We start from the raw sequence: 13,646 nt of genomic DNA, 5'->3' as shown, positions 1-13,646 counted from the left end.
GGGCCCGCGTAGTACCTGAGGCGGACCCTCGGGGACCCCTCTCCAAGGGGACGACCGCGACCCCGGGGCGGGCCTACCGTTCTGTACGTGACCGAGACGACTCACATCCAGACCATGCCGCCGGGGGACGGGACGAAGCCGCGCAGCCCGGAGTACCGGGTGGCCGTGGATTCGCTGCGCGGGCTGCGGCAGGACCTCTTCCACGACGCGTTCGCCTACCGGCCGCTGCCGCGCAGGAGCGCGGACGGGCGGATCATCCGGCGGCTGCCCGCCCGCCTGCGGGAGCACGCGACCTGGACGCCGCACGCCCTGATAGGCCTGGCGGCCCTGATCACCCTGCTCATCTCCGCCGCCGACGCCGACGACGCGGTGCTCCTGATCGCTCCGCTGACGGTGATCCCGGTCCTGCTGACCATGATCCGGCCGGTCGCGGCGTTCTGGGCGTCCATGGTGTCCACACCGCTGGCCGCCATGCTCGGCAGCAACTGGGGCGAGTGGCCGTGGGCGGCCGGCAGTTTCGCCTGCCACCTGACCGTGCTGACGGTCGTGGCTATGCGCACCAGGCCCCGCACGGCCGGGTGGATGTGGGCGCTGACGGCGCTGTACGCGCTCATCGCGGACAGCGGTATCGGCCCGACCTACCTCTACGGCACCAACTCCGGCCCCATGCTGGTCCTCTCGGCCATGATCCTGCTCTGCGTCACCGTCTGGCACGTCCGCAGCGCGGCCGCCCAGGAGGTCACCGCCCAGCAGACGGTCACCGCGCACGAGCGGTCCCGGCGCACCCTGCTGGAGGAGCGCACCACGATCGCCCGCGAGCTGCACGACGTCGTCGCCCACCACATGTCGGTCGTCGCCATCCAGGCGGAGGCCGCGCCCTACCGGGTGGAGAACCCGCCGCCGGAGCTGGAGAAGGCGTTCGCCACGATCCGCGAGAACGCGGTGGCGGCGCTGACCGAGCTGCGCCGCGTGCTGGGCGTGGTCCGCGCCGAGGACTACGAGGCCCCGGACGCCCCGCAGCCCACCCTCGCCGACCTGGAGGGGCTGCTGGCCAATGTGCGGGATGCCGGGCTCGGCGTGGAGAAGGCGGTGACCGGGGCGGTGCGGGAGCTGCCGCAGGGCGTGGAGCTGTCGGCGTACCGGATCGTGCAGGAGGCGCTGAGCAACACCCTGCGGCACGCGCCGGGGGCGACCGCCCGGGTGGAGATCGGGTACGTCCTCGGCGGCCTGGGCCTGCGCGTGGTCAATGGCCCGCCGCCGAACCCGGGCCTGATCAAGCCCTCGCCCGGAGCCGGGCACGGCATCACCGGCATGCGGGAGCGCGTGTCGATGCTGGACGGCGAGATGACGGCGGGCCGCACGGACGACGGAGGCTACGAGGTGACGGTGTTCCTGCCGGTCGCCCTGCCGGACGCGGGTGACGCATGACGATCCGGGTGCTGATCGCGGACGATCAGATGATGGTGCGCGAGGGCTTCTCGGTCCTGCTGAACGCGATGCCGGACATCGAGGTCGTCGGCGAGGCGGTCAACGGCCGGGAGGCCGTCGCGAAGGTCCGCGAGCTCGGCCCGGACGTCGTCCTCATGGACATCCGCATGCCCGAGCTGAACGGCATCGAGGCGACCCGCGAGATCGTCGCCGCCGACGGCGCGGCGAAGGTGCTGGTGCTGACCACGTTCGACCTCGACGAGTACGTGTACCAGGCGCTGCGCGCGGGCGCCTCCGGCTTCCTCCTCAAGGACGCCTCGGCCCGCCAGCTCGCCGACGGGGTGCGGGTCGTGGCGTCTGGGGAGGCGCTGCTCGCGCCCTCGGTGACCAGGAGACTGATCACCGAGTTCTCGAAGCTGTCCGAGAGGCCGCGCCTGATGCCCTCCGCGCAGGCGGCCTACGGCGATCTCACCGAGCGGGAGACGGAGGTGCTGGTCCTCATCGCGCAGGGCCTGTCGAACGCGGAGATCGCCGAGCGGCTGGTGGTGGCCGAGTCGACGATCAAGACGCACGTCAGCCGGATCCTGGTGAAGCTGGGCCTCAGGGACCGCACGCAGGCGGCGGTGTTCGCGTACGAGGCACGCCTGGTGACACCGGGGTGACAGGTGGGCGCCGCCCCTGGTCAGAGTGGGGGCTGCCGGGCTAGCGTCCGTTCATGGCAGCTGTTTCCGACCTCGGGTTCGACCCCTGGGACCCGGCGTTCCTCGCCGACCCGTACCCCGCCTACGCCGAGCTGCGTGCCCGGGGCCGTGTGCACTGGTTCGAGCCCACGAACCAGTGGCTCGTCCCGCACCACGCGGACGTCTCGGCGCTGCTGCGCGACCGGCGCCTGGGCCGGACGTACCAGCACCGCTTCACGCACGAGGAGTTCGGCCGCACCGCGCCGCCGCCGGAGCACGAGCCGTTCCACACGCTCAACGACCACGGCATGCTCGACCTGGAGCCGCCGGACCACACCCGGATCCGCCGCCTGGTGTCGAAGGCGTTCACGCCGCGCACGGTGGAGCGGCTGAAGCCGTACGTGCGGGGCCTGGCGGACGAGCTGGCCGCGGCCCTGGTCGAGGCGGGCGGCGGCGACCTGCTGAAGGACGTGGCGGAGCCCCTGCCCGTCGCGGTGATCGCCGAGATGCTCGGCATCCCGGAGTCCGACCGGGCCCCGCTGCGCCCCTGGTCGGCGGACATCTGCGGGATGTACGAGCTGAACCCGTCCGAGGAGACGGCGGCGAAGGCGGTCCGGGCGTCGGTCGAGTTCTCCGACTACCTGCGCGAGCTGATCGCGGCCCGCCGCAAGGAGCCGGGCGAGGACCTCGTCTCGGGCCTGATCGCCGCCCACGACGAGGGCGACCGTCTCACCGAGCAGGAGATGATCTCCACCTGCGTCCTGCTGCTGAACGCCGGCCACGAGGCGACGGTGAACGCCACGGTCAACGGCTGGTACGCCCTGTTCCGCAACCCGTCCCAGCTGCGGCTGCTGCGCGCGGACCACTCCCTGATCCCCTCCGCGATCGAGGAGCTGATGCGCTACGACACCCCGCTCCAGCTCTTCGAGCGCTGGGTGCTGGACGAGATCGAGATCGCCGGCACGACGATCCCGCGCGGCGCGGAGATCGCCATGCTCTTCGGCTCCGCCAACCACGACCCGGCGGTCTTCGCGGACCCGTCCGCCCTGGACCTGACCCGCGCCGACAACCCCCACATCTCCTTCAGCGCCGGCATCCACTACTGCATCGGCGCACCCCTGGCCCGTATCGAACTCGCGGCGTCGATGGGGGCGTTGCTGGAGAAGGCCCCGACCCTGCGGCCGGCCGCCGAGCCGGAGAGGAAGCCGAACTTCGTGATCCGGGGTCTTGAGGGGCTCGGCGTGGAGGTGGGCTGATCATCCGTTCGGATGATCGTGGGGAACTCGGGGCGGTCGGACACCGGTGGCCCGGCAGGCTGGTGGGGCCTGAGAGGGGGCAGCCATGGTGGTCGAGGTGCGGCAGTCGCCGCCGCAGATGTCGGTCGACGAGTTCGAGACGCTTGCCGAGTTCACGGCACGTGAGATCGAGACGGTCGGACTCGAGTTCGTCTCGGGGCGGCTCGGGGTCCGGAAGGCGAGGAACGACAGCCACGGCGCCGTGGCCGCGTGGCTGGCCTGCCGATGCCTCCAGGCCCGTCCCGGCCTCGGCCTCCACCCGAACCTCGGCCTGCGGGTCGAGGAGCACGGCGAGGGGCGCGCCCTGCCCGACGGGGTGCTCGCCCCGACGGGAAGCTTCGCGGGTCAGGGCGCCTGGGCCGACCCCGGAGCCGCCCTGATGACGGTGGAGATCACCTCGCACGACCCGGACACCCACCACCGCGACCGTGCGGAGAAGCCCCGGGCCTACGCCGGCGCCGGGATCCCCCTGTATCTGCTGGTCGACCGGGACACCCTCTGGACGGCCGTGCACAGCGATCCGGACCCCGCGCTCGGGTACCGGCAGGTTCACATGGTCAGGTTCGGCGGCGTCCTCACCCTCCCCGAGCCCCTCGGCATCACCCTCGACACCGAGGAACTCGCGGAGTACGCCGACTGATCACGCCGCCATGTCCCGCCGCCGCAACCCGGCGAGCCCCGCGGCCACCAGCACCACCGCCAACCCGGTCATCACCCCCACCGGCCCCCACTCCATGGATCCCCCGGGCAGCTTCGGCAGGTGGCCGAAGGGGGAGACGTCCAGCACCGCCTGCGGCACGTCCAGGGCGGGGCCGACCCAGCCGATCAGCAGGACCGCCCCGGCGACGGCCCACGCCGCCGCGGCCCCCCGGGGCAGGACGCCGTACAGCAGCACCGCCACCCCGCCGATCACCCACACCGCCGGGAGCTGCACCAGGCACGCTCCCAGGATCGGGCCGGTCTCCTTGCCGTAGCCGACGGCGAGGCCCGCACCGGCCAGCAGCATGATCAGGGCGGACCCGCCGAAGGCGATCGCCAGATGGCCGGCCGCCCACCGCAGCCGCCCGACCGCGCCCGCCAGGACCGGCTCCGCCCGCCCCGAGGTCTCCTCGCCGTGCAGCCGCAGCACCGACGCCACGACGTACAGCGCCGCGACCAGGCCGAGCATGCCGACCATCGACGCCAGGAACGCGTCCGTCAGGCCGGACCGGCCGCCCATCCGCTCGAAGATCCGCCGGGCGTTGTCGTTGTCGCCGACCAGGTCGGCCGCGCCCTCGGTCATGCCGCCGTAGACGGCACCGGCCAGGAGGAAGCCGATGCTCCAGCCGAGCACACCGCCCCGCTGCAACCGCCAGGCCAGGGCGCCCGCGCCGCCCAGCCGGCCGGTCGCCGGGCCGGACCGCGTCGGCAGGAAGCTCATGCCGATGTCCCGGCGGCCGGCCAGGGCGTACGCCACCGCCCCCTGCACCAGCACCGCCGCCCCCGGCAGCGCCAGCACCCACCACCGTTCGCCCGCGTAGGGCCGCAGGTTCTCCAGCCACCCCAGCGGCGACAGCCACGTCAGCACCGACGAACCGTCCCGCGTCCCCGAGTCGCCCGCCGCGCGCAGCACGAACGCGGCGCCCAGCACGGCCGCCGTCAGGCCGCGGGCCAGGCGCGCGCTCTCGGTCAGCTGCGCGACGACCGCCGCCATCGTGGCGAAGACCAGGCCGACGCCGGCGATCCCGAGCCCGAGCGCCAGCGCCCCGGTGATGCCCTGTCCGGCCAGCCCGGCGGTGAGCAGCAGCGCCAGTGCCGCGTTCGCGACCACCGCCGCCAGCAGGGCCGCCGTCAGGGAGGCCCGGCGGCCCACCATCCCGGACGCCACCAGCTCCTGACGGCCGCTCTCCTCCTCGTCCCGGGTGTGCCGCACGACGACCAGCAGGCTCGTCACGGCGGCCAGGGCGCCCGCGTAGACGCCCGCCCGCCACGCCGTCAGGGCGCCCAGCGAGTCGCCGAAGACCGGGCCGACCAGCGCCCGCAGCGAGGAGTTGGTCCCGACCTGCCGGACCAGGTCGGCCCGCTCGGCCGGGGTGCCGTACAGGCCCTCCAGGGTGCCCGGCATGGAGAGCACCATGAGCGCGTTCACCGCGATCCACACCGGGATCATCAGCCGGTCGCGGCGCAGCGCGAACCGCAGCAGCGTGCCCGTCCCGGCCAGGTGGCGGGTGCCGCCGGACCGCACGGCGAGGGTGGTCATCGGGCCGCCACCTCGGCTGCCTCGTCCTGGTAGTGGCGCAGGAAGAGTTCCTCCAGCGTGGGCGGCGTCGACGTCAGCGACCGCACGCCCGACTCGGTCAGCGACCGCAGGACGCCGTCCAGCCGGTCGGTGTCGACCTGGAGCCGGACGTGGCGCCCCCGCACGTCGAGGTCGTGCACGCCGGGCAGGTCCGCCAGTCCGTTCGGCGGGCCGGCGAGTTCGGCGACGACGCTGGTGCGGGTCAGGTGGCGCAGTTCGGCGAGGGACCCGCTCTCGACGGTGCGGCCCTTGCGGATGATGCTCACCCGGTCGCACAGCTCCTCCACCTCGCTGAGGAGGTGGGAGGAGAGCAGGACCGTGCGGCCGCGGTCGCGCTCCTCCGCCACGCACCTCTGGAAGACCTCCTCCATCAGCGGATCCAGGCCCGAGGTGGGCTCGTCCAGGATCAGCAGGTCGACGTCCGAGGCGAACGCGGCGACCAGGGCGACCTTCTGCCGGTTGCCCTTGGAGTAGGTGCGGCCCTTCTTGGTGGGGTCGAGCTCGAACCGCTCGATCAGCTCCGCCCGGCGCCGGGCGTCCAGGCCTCCGCGCAGCCGGCCGTAGAGGTCGATGACCTCGCCGCCGGAGAGGTTGCGCCACAGCGTCACGTCCCCGGGCACGTACGCGATGCGGCGGTGCGCCTCCACCGCGTCCGTCCACGGGTCGCGGCCGAGCACCCGGGCGGCGCCCGAGTCGGCGCGCAGCAGGCCGAGCAGGACACGGATGGTGGTGGACTTCCCGGCGCCGTTGGGGCCGAGGAAGCCGTGGACCTCGCCGGTGGCGACCTCCAGATCGAGCCCGTCGAGTGCGTGCGTCCGTCCGAACGACTTGTGCAGTCCGGAGACGCTGATGGCCTTCGTCATTTTTCAGAAGCTACGCTTTCTTCAGAAACTTGTGAAGTTAAGGAAGCGTATGAATCGCGGATAGGGTGATCGGCATGACGGAATCAGCCGGCACCGGCCGGGACGCGCAGGCCGTGTCGAGGTTCGTCGAGTCCTTCGCGGCGCACCTCGTGGAGGCCGGGATGCCCCGCATGCCCGCCCGGGTCTTCGCCGCGCTGCTCTCCTCCGACGAGGGCTCGATGACCTCCGCGGAACTGGGCGAGCAACTGCGCATCAGCCCGGCGGCGGTCTCCGGGGCGGTGCGCTACCTGTCCCAGACGCACATGGTCTCGCGCGAACGGGAACCCGGCTCGCGCCGGGAGCGCTACCGGGTGCACGGCGACCAGTGGTACGAGGCCCTGACCAACCGCGAAGCCGTCCTCAAGCGGTGGGAGAGCGCCCTGCGCGAAGGCGTCACCAGCCTCGGCGCCGACACGCCGGCCGGCCGCCGGATGGCCGAGACGCTCGCGTTCTTCGAGTTCCTCGACGGCGAGCTCGCCGCCCTGATGGAACGCTGGCGCGCGCACCGGAAGAAGACCTTCGGATCGGAGTGAGTTCCTCCGGGAACCGATCACGGTCGCGTGAGCGGTTGGCAACGCTGAGTGGCGTCTGGTCCGGGCCGAAGGGGAGGGCGCATCATGACACTCATGGCAGAGCGACCGGTGATGAGCGGCACCAGGCCCCGCAGTGGCTTCGAGGAGCTTCTGGACCTCCTCGACGAGCTGAACGTGCCCGACGGCTACAAGGCCGAGATCGTCAGCGGGAGCATCGTCGTGTCGCCGTGGTCCAAGGGGTACTACCTCGACGTCATGGAACTGGTCTGTGACCAGCTGCGGCCCCATCTGCCCGAAGGGCACCGAATCAGCTGCGCGCCGTTCCTCTATGCCTTTCCCGGCTCCGAATCCGCGTACGGACCCGATATCCACGCAGCTCACCGTCGGGCGTACCGGACCACGAGCAACCGGCTTGACCACGAAGCCCTGTCCTTCGTCGCCGAGCTCACCTCCCCCTCCACCCGGACCGGCGACCTGACCGACAAGGCCGAGGTCTACGGCAAGGCGGGCGTCCCCATCTATCTGATTCTCGACATGCAGGAGCAGCAGGCCATCGTCCACGGGTCACCGTCGGCCAAGGGGTACGAGCTGCGCCTCACCAAGCCCTTCGGCGAGAAGCTCTCCATCCCGGACCCGTTCGGCTGCACACTCGACACCGCCGGTTTCATGGCCCCCGAGCCGGAGGAAGCCGAGGACTGATTCACGGCGTCGCCGGCACCGTCAGCCCCCACGCTCCCTCCCGGACCACCCACGTCCGGGTGCGTACCGGACCCGACACGACGGCGTCCGCACGGTAGCGGAAGTGTGCCCCGGACACCGTCACCGTCCGGCCCTGTGCGAGCAGCGGCGAGGCCTCGGCGCCCACGGACACCGGACGGACCTCCACCGACGCCACGCCGGCGGCCCCCGGCGACACCGACACCGCCTCCACCGGCTGGTTCAGATCGACGAGGGTCTCGCCGTCGACCTCGACCCGCAGCCGGGAGGGGCCGGGCTCGGGTGCGGCGGCGGGCCGGGACGGGCGGCCGGCCGGGACCAGGGTGCGTACCAGGGACTGGCAGGTCCGCAGCCAGGGTCGGCCCGGGGCCGTCTCGGGCTCCGGCTGCCGCGCGGCGGCCGTCACCGGCGGTATCCGCAGCGCGCCGAGCACCACCCCGTCGCTGTCGTCGACGAGCAGGTCCATCCGCCGCTCGACCCCGTCCAGCACGGCCCGCGCCGCCGCCACCGTCCCCGTCGGCACGCCCAGCGACCGGGCCAGGGACAGCGCGCCCCCGACCGGCACCACCGACAGCGCACATCCGGCCAGCTCCCGGTGCCGGTGCAGCAGCGACACCGCGCGGATCAGGGCCCGGTCGTCCCCCACCACCACCGGGCGGCGCGAGCCCCGCCGGCGCAGCGCCCGGGCGAACTCCTCCGGCCCCTCCGGCAGGCACAGCTTCACCGCGGCACCCGCTCCGAGCACGTCTTTCGCGATCCGTACGGACTCGCCGTCCGACCGACGGGCGACCGGGTCGATGACCACCAGCAGCTGCTCGGACGTCGCGGAAGTCGCCACCTCGGCCATGCCTCGCTTCCTCGGGTAGCATCTTTGTGCAAGAGCCCCTTGCGCTATTGCGCCAGGGGCTTCGTCTATTCCGGGGCATCCGGTCCGACGGTTGGCGGCCAACGGCGGTCGCGGTGCACGCGGCTGCAGACGCTCCGCGTTCGCCCTCGACCATGGACATGCCCCGCCCGGAAGGGGTGTACGCGCGTGCCCGCACTTGTGCTGCTCGGTGCTCAGTGGGGTGACGAAGGCAAGGGAAAGGCCACCGACCTGCTCGGTGGTTCGGTGGACTATGTAGTGCGCTACCAGGGCGGCAACAACGCCGGCCACACGGTGGTCGTGGGCGACCAGAAGTACGCCCTCCACCTTCTCCCTTCCGGAATCCTGTCCCCCGGCTGCACGCCGGTCATCGGTAACGGCGTCGTCGTCGACCCGTCGGTCCTGCTCTCCGAGCTGAGCGGTCTGAACGAGCGTGGTGTCGACACGTCCAAGCTCCTCATCAGCGGAAACGCGCACATCATCACGCCGTACAACGTGACGGTGGACAAGGTGACCGAGCGCTTCCTCGGCAAGCGGAAGATCGGCACCACCGGGCGCGGCATCGGCCCGACCTACGCCGACAAGATCAACCGCGTCGGCATCCGCGTGCAGGACCTCTACGACGAGTCGATCCTGACGCAGAAGGTCGAGGCGGCCCTCGACGTCAAGAACCAGATCCTCACCAAGCTCTACAACCGGCGCGCGATCGCCGTGGACCAGGTGGTCGAGGAGCTGCTGGCCTACGCCGACAAGCTCGCGCCGTACGTCGCCGACACCGTCCTGGTCCTCAACCAGGCGCTGGAGGAGGACAAGGTCGTCCTGTTCGAGGGCGGCCAGGGCACGCTGCTGGACATCGACCACGGCACGTACCCCTTCGTCACCTCGTCCAACCCGACCGCGGGCGGCGCCTGCACGGGCGCGGGCGTGGGCCCGACGAAGATCAGCCGGGTCATCGGCATCCTGAAGGCGTACACCACCCGCGTCGGGGCCGGCCCCTTCCCGACCGAGCTGTTCGACGAGGACGGCGAGGCGCTGCGCCGGATCGGCGGCGAGCGCGGTGTCACCACCGGCCGCGACCGCCGCTGCGGCTGGTTCGACGCGGTCATCGCCCGCTACGCGACCCGCGTGAACGGCCTGACCGACTTCTTCCTCACCAAGCTCGACGTCCTCACCGGCTGGGAGCAGATCCCGGTCTGCGTGGCGTACGAGATCGACGGCAAGCGCGTCGAGGAGCTCCCGTACTCCCAGACCGACTTCCACCACGCCAAGCCGGTCTACGAGATGCTGCCGGGCTGGAGCGAGGACATCTCCAAGGCGAAGACCTTCGCCGACCTGCCGAAGAACGCCCAGGCGTACGTCAAGGCGCTGGAGGAGATGTCCGGCGCCCCGATCTCCGCGATCGGCGTCGGCCCGGGCCGGGACGAGACGATCGAGATCAACTCGTTCCTGTAGCCGCACCGGACGGCACGCGCACCACGCCCCGGCGACCCTCGCGGTCGCCGGGGCGTCGTGCTGTCTGCTCCCGATGGAGCACTCAGGGGGCATAACCGTCATATCGGGACATAGTCTGAGCCTGCGATTCGCGACAGCAGCCACCACCATCCCAGCCACCACCACCCCGAGACGGAAGAAGTGAGTGCTATGCGCGTGATGCTCAAGGCGACGCTGGACACCGACAAGGGCAACGACGCCATCCGGGGCGGCAAGATGCCGCAGATCATGCAGGAGGCCCTGGAGAAGCTGAAGCCGGAGGCGGCCTACTACGGCCCCTGCGGGGGCCGCAGGACGTGTTTCATGGTCTTCGACATGCAGGAGAGCGCCCAGCTCCCGCCCCTGCTCGAACCGTTCTTCACCAGCCTCAACGCCGACGTCGAGGTCTTCCCGATCATGAACGGCGACGACCTCCAGAAGGGCCTGTCCCAGCTGGCCTGACCCTCAGCTGAAGACGATCATCGACCCCTGCGCCAGGCTCCGGGTCACGGCCGCGTGCAGGCCGAGCCAGACATGGCGTTCGCGGGCGAACGGACTGGGGTCGTACGGGGCGGGGACGGCGGGTTCCTCCAGCTCCGTGGGCACGAGCGGCGGCTGGGGGGCCGCCGGCGGGTTGGCCGGGTCGATGCCGATGGCCGGGGCGACCAGTTCCAGCTCCCGCAGCAGGGCGTGCGAGGAGCCCAGCGGGCCGCCGCCCGCCAGGAGTTCGTCGTCGGCGAGCGGACTCGGGAAGTCGACCGGGACGTAGGCGCCCGCGTGGTCGTAGTGCCAGACCAGGTGCGACTGCTGGGCCGTCGACTCGAACATCTCCAGCAACTGCTCGTAGTCCCCGCCCAGTTCGTCCACCGGCGTCACCGGCAGGCCGCACACCTGGAGCAGGTAGGCGCGGCGCAGGAAGTGCAGCGCGTCGTAGTCGAAGCCCGCGACCGGGGCGACGTCGCCCGACAGGCCCGGCATGTACTGGTACACCGGCACCGGTGGGAGCCCGGCCTCGGCGAGCACCTTGTTGTATTGCGCGAGTTCCTCGGCGAACGGGTTGTCCGGCGTGTGGCACAACACGTCGACGAGCGGTACCAGCCACAGGTCACAGGCCAAAGAAGGCTCCTCGCTCAGCGCGGTGGTCGGGTAGCACGGTGGTCAGGGAAGGGTATCGGTGCGGCACGCTCACGGCTCCCGCCGTGCATGTCCCATACCCAGACGGACCCGGGCGACGCAGGTCACCCGGAGGCGAGCCGCTCGATCAGGGCCAGCGAGTGGGCGTTGTAGCCGGCGATGATCGTCCGGGCCGTGTCGTTGTCACGGGCGATCAGGGCGTCGACCAGCTCGGTGTGACCGGCCCACAGCTCGCCGCGCAGGTCGGTGAGGCGGCGCAGGTGCTGCACCGCGCACACCCAGGTCTGGACGCGCAGCCGGTGCAGGAAGTCGGCGAGGTAGGGATTGCCGAAGCAGGCGCCGAGCTCGCGCCAGAAGCGCAGGTCGTAGCCGATGAGGACGGTGAGGTCACCGGCCGCGGCGGCGCGCTGCGCCTCCTCGCCGCGCCTGCGGACCCCGGCGACGACGGCCGCGGCCCGGGGGTCGTCGGGCCGCACGGCGCCCGGGTGGCCCTCGGTCAGCGCCAGGAACATGCCCTCGATGACCAGGCCGCGCGCCTCGATCATGCCGCGGAAGTCCTCGACCGAGTACTCGTGGACCCGGAAGCCGCGGTGCTGGTCGGCGTCGAGCAGCCCCTGCGCGGACAGGTCGACGAGCGCCTCCCGGACCGGCGTCGCGGACACCCCGTACTGCTCGGCGATCTCCTTGACCGTGAACTCCTGCCCGGGCTGCAGACGCCCGGCCAGCACCTCGTCGCGAAGCGCTTCGGCGATCTGCTGGCGCAGGGTGCTGCGCGTGACGGCGCCGTTGCCGGTGCTGCCGGGCATGGTCAGGGCGTCTCCCTCGTCGCGTTCGGGTGGCGTGCGCGTATATGTCTACGGGCACGCCACCTTACGCGTTCGAATGAGGCGCGAGGATGTCTGTTACTGACGGGTTTACAGGTGTTTACTCGGTGTGCTCGTCCGCCACGGAGAGCGCCGCGTCCAGGGCGGCCAGGCCCTCCTTCAGCTCCGCCTCGCCGACGTTGCAGGGCGGCACCACGTGCGTCCGGTTCATGTTCACGAACGGCCACAGCCCGCCGGCCTTCGCGGCGGCGGCGAAGCGGGCCATCGGCGCGTTCGCCTCACCGGCCGCGTTGTACGGCACCAGCGGCTCCCGCGTCTCGCGGCTGCGCACCAGCTCCAGCGCCCAGAACATGCCGACGCCGCGCACCTCGCCCACGCTCGGATGCCGCTCGGCCAGCGCCCGCAGCTCCGGCCCGACGACCGTCTCGCCCAGCCGGGCCGCCTGCTCGACGATCCCCTCCTCGGCCATGACGTTGATCGTCGCGACGGCGGCGGCGCACGCCAGCGGGTGCCCGGAGTACGTCAGACCGCCCGGGTACGGCCGCCTGCCGAAGGTCTCCGCGATCGCGCCGGAGATCGCCACCCCGCCCAGCGGCACATAGCCGCTGTTCACGCCCTTGGCGAAGGTCAGCAGGTCGGGCGTGACACCGAACAGGTCCGCTGCGAACCACTCGCCGGTCCGCCCGAAGCCGGCCATGACCTCGTCCAGGACGAAGACGATCCCGTGCCGGTCGCAGATCTCGCGCACCCCGGCGAGGTAGCCGGGCGGCGGGACCATGATCCCGGCCGTGCCCGGGATGGTCTCCAGGATGATCGCCGCGATCGTCGAGGGCCCCTCGAAGGCGATCGTCGCCTCCAGGTGCTCCAGCGCCCGCGCGCACTCCTGCTCCTCGGTCTGAGCGTAGAAGCGGGAGCGGTAGAGGTAGGGCGCCCAGAAGTGCACCACCCCGGCCGTGCCGCTGTCGGAGGCCCAGCGGCGCGGATCGCCGGTGATGTTCACGGCCTGCTGCGTGCCGCCGTGGTACGAGCGGTAGGCGGAGAGCACCTTCGGGCGGCCCGTGTGCAGCCGGGCCATCCGGATGGCGTGCTCCACGGCGTCGGCGCCGCCGTTGGTGAAGAAGATCTTGTCCAGGTCGCCCGGGGTCCGCTCGGCGATCAGCCGGGCCGCCTCCGACCGGGCCTCGATCGCGAAGGCCGGCGCGAAGGTCGTCATCCGCGCCGCCTGCTCCTGGATCGCGGCGACGACCGCGGGGTGCTGGTAGCCGATGTTGGTGTAGACGAGGCCGCTGGTGAAGTCGAGATAGCGCTTGCCGTCGTAGTCCCAGAAGTACGACCCCTCGGCACCGGCGACGGCGAGCGGGTCGATCAGCTCCTGGGCGGACCAGGAGTGGAACACGTGGGCGCGGTCGGCGGCCTTCACGGCGGCACCGGCTTCGGGGTTCGGCTGAGGGGTCATGCGGGCGAGCGTAGGCGCCGTGGGGAGGGCGGTGGTATCGGCGGCCTGTCTGGCGTCGGCGGCA

General features: G+C 72.0%; 14 protein-coding genes. 8 read left to right on the top strand and 6 right to left on the bottom strand.

Features of this window, described 5'->3' with window-relative positions; genetic code table 11:
• Positions 1-87 precede the first annotated feature (87 nt).
• The 4 genes from ABZ948_RS12205 to ABZ948_RS12190 all read left to right on the top strand — a co-directional run bounded on the left by ABZ948_RS12205 (position 88) and on the right by ABZ948_RS12190 (position 4,043).
• Entirely contained in the window at positions 88-1,428 is a 1,341-nt protein-coding gene (locus ABZ948_RS12205) for a sensor histidine kinase (protein WP_359758832.1), read from the top strand.
• Positions 1,425-2,090 (top strand): response regulator, encoded by a 666-nt coding sequence (locus ABZ948_RS12200; RefSeq protein WP_359758831.1) that lies wholly within the window; start codon positions 1,425-1,427, stop codon positions 2,088-2,090. Before ABZ948_RS12205 ends, ABZ948_RS12200 begins: the two co-directional genes overlap by 4 nt.
• A 53-nt stretch (positions 2,091-2,143) precedes the next feature.
• On the top strand, positions 2,144-3,364 hold the full coding sequence (locus tag ABZ948_RS12195) for a cytochrome P450 (protein ID WP_359758830.1): 1,221 nt from the start codon (positions 2,144-2,146) through the stop codon (positions 3,362-3,364).
• An 85-nt stretch (positions 3,365-3,449) separates the two neighbouring features.
• Complete coding sequence (locus ABZ948_RS12190) at positions 3,450-4,043, top strand: Uma2 family endonuclease (protein ID WP_359758829.1); 594 nt, start codon at positions 3,450-3,452, stop codon at positions 4,041-4,043.
• Here the strand turns inward: ABZ948_RS12190 and ABZ948_RS12185 are convergent, their stop codons facing one another.
• Positions 4,044-5,642 carry an ABC transporter permease gene (locus ABZ948_RS12185; protein WP_359758828.1) on the bottom strand — a complete coding sequence of 533 codons (1,599 nt, stop codon included), beginning with the start codon at positions 5,640-5,642 and terminating at the stop codon, positions 4,044-4,046.
• Positions 5,639-6,544 (bottom strand): ABC transporter ATP-binding protein, encoded by a 906-nt coding sequence (locus ABZ948_RS12180; protein ID WP_359758827.1) that lies wholly within the window; start codon positions 6,542-6,544, stop codon positions 5,639-5,641. The genes ABZ948_RS12185 and ABZ948_RS12180 overlap by 4 nt, the downstream gene beginning before the upstream one ends.
• Positions 6,545-6,618: 74 nt before the next feature.
• On the opposite strand from ABZ948_RS12180, the gene ABZ948_RS12175 reads away from it, so the two are divergent.
• Positions 6,619-7,116: a GbsR/MarR family transcriptional regulator gene (locus tag ABZ948_RS12175; RefSeq protein ID WP_359758826.1), complete on the top strand. Its 498-nt coding sequence runs from the start codon at positions 6,619-6,621 to the stop codon at positions 7,114-7,116.
• A gap of 84 nt (positions 7,117-7,200) precedes the next feature.
• The gene (locus ABZ948_RS12170) at positions 7,201-7,815 is read left to right on the top strand and encodes a Uma2 family endonuclease (protein ID WP_359758825.1); all 615 of its coding nucleotides are present in this window, start codon (positions 7,201-7,203) and stop codon (positions 7,813-7,815) included.
• A gap of 1 nt (position 7,816) precedes the next feature.
• Here the strand turns inward: ABZ948_RS12170 and ABZ948_RS12165 are convergent, their stop codons facing one another.
• Positions 7,817-8,680, bottom strand: coding sequence for a diacylglycerol kinase family protein (locus tag ABZ948_RS12165; RefSeq protein ID WP_359758824.1), 864 nt, complete (start codon positions 8,678-8,680; stop codon positions 7,817-7,819).
• Between the two features lie 186 nt (positions 8,681-8,866).
• On the opposite strand from ABZ948_RS12165, the gene ABZ948_RS12160 reads away from it, so the two are divergent.
• Both ABZ948_RS12160 and ABZ948_RS12155 read left to right on the top strand, forming a co-directional pair.
• A complete protein-coding gene (locus ABZ948_RS12160) occupies positions 8,867-10,150 on the top strand; it encodes an adenylosuccinate synthase (protein WP_359758823.1) in 1,284 nt (427 codons plus the stop codon).
• A 189-nt stretch (positions 10,151-10,339) separates the two neighbouring features.
• The gene (locus ABZ948_RS12155) at positions 10,340-10,630 is read left to right on the top strand and encodes a hypothetical protein (protein ID WP_359758822.1); all 291 of its coding nucleotides are present in this window, start codon (positions 10,340-10,342) and stop codon (positions 10,628-10,630) included.
• Between the two features lie 3 nt (positions 10,631-10,633).
• Here the strand turns inward: ABZ948_RS12155 and ABZ948_RS12150 are convergent, their stop codons facing one another.
• The 3 genes from ABZ948_RS12150 to ABZ948_RS12140 form a co-directional block, all read right to left on the bottom strand.
• A complete protein-coding gene (locus ABZ948_RS12150) occupies positions 10,634-11,284 on the bottom strand; it encodes a putative DNA-mimic protein (RefSeq protein ID WP_031116037.1) in 651 nt (216 codons plus the stop codon).
• Positions 11,285-11,406: 122 nt separating this feature from the next.
• Complete coding sequence (locus ABZ948_RS12145; protein WP_359758821.1) at positions 11,407-12,108, bottom strand: GntR family transcriptional regulator; 702 nt, start codon at positions 12,106-12,108, stop codon at positions 11,407-11,409.
• Between the two features lie 118 nt (positions 12,109-12,226).
• Positions 12,227-13,582 (bottom strand): aspartate aminotransferase family protein, encoded by a 1,356-nt coding sequence (locus ABZ948_RS12140; RefSeq protein ID WP_359758820.1) that lies wholly within the window; start codon positions 13,580-13,582, stop codon positions 12,227-12,229.
• Between the last annotated feature and the right edge of the window lie 64 nt (positions 13,583-13,646).

The sequence above is a fragment of the Streptomyces olindensis genome, from assembly GCF_040645895.1.
GTDB classification, from domain to species: Bacteria; Actinomycetota; Actinomycetes; order Streptomycetales; family Streptomycetaceae; genus Streptomyces; species Streptomyces olindensis.
The sequence above is the reverse complement of the archived record's forward strand: the minus strand, read 5'-3'. Positions and strand labels throughout refer to the sequence as shown.

Excerpts from the sequence above, each read along its gene's own strand:
- ABZ948_RS12200 (WP_359758831.1), top strand. The coding sequence starts at position 1,425 with ATGACGATCCGGGTGCTGATCGCGGACGATCAGATGATGGTGCGCGAG.
- ABZ948_RS12195 (WP_359758830.1), top strand. The coding sequence starts at position 2,144 with ATGGCAGCTGTTTCCGACCTCGGGTTCGACCCCTGGGACCCGGCGTTC.
- ABZ948_RS12190 (WP_359758829.1), top strand. The coding sequence starts at position 3,450 with ATGGTGGTCGAGGTGCGGCAGTCGCCGCCGCAGATGTCGGTCGACGAG.
- ABZ948_RS12185 (WP_359758828.1), bottom strand. The coding sequence starts at position 5,642 with ATGACCACCCTCGCCGTGCGGTCCGGCGGCACCCGCCACCTGGCCGGG.
- ABZ948_RS12180 (WP_359758827.1), bottom strand. The coding sequence starts at position 6,544 with ATGACGAAGGCCATCAGCGTCTCCGGACTGCACAAGTCGTTCGGACGG.
- ABZ948_RS12175 (WP_359758826.1), top strand. The coding sequence starts at position 6,619 with ATGACGGAATCAGCCGGCACCGGCCGGGACGCGCAGGCCGTGTCGAGG.
- ABZ948_RS12170 (WP_359758825.1), top strand. The coding sequence starts at position 7,201 with ATGACACTCATGGCAGAGCGACCGGTGATGAGCGGCACCAGGCCCCGC.
- ABZ948_RS12165 (WP_359758824.1), bottom strand. The coding sequence starts at position 8,680 with ATGGCCGAGGTGGCGACTTCCGCGACGTCCGAGCAGCTGCTGGTGGTC.
- ABZ948_RS12155 (WP_359758822.1), top strand. The coding sequence starts at position 10,340 with ATGCGCGTGATGCTCAAGGCGACGCTGGACACCGACAAGGGCAACGAC.
- ABZ948_RS12145 (WP_359758821.1), bottom strand. The coding sequence starts at position 12,108 with ATGCCCGGCAGCACCGGCAACGGCGCCGTCACGCGCAGCACCCTGCGC.
- ABZ948_RS12140 (WP_359758820.1), bottom strand. The coding sequence starts at position 13,582 with ATGACCCCTCAGCCGAACCCCGAAGCCGGTGCCGCCGTGAAGGCCGCC.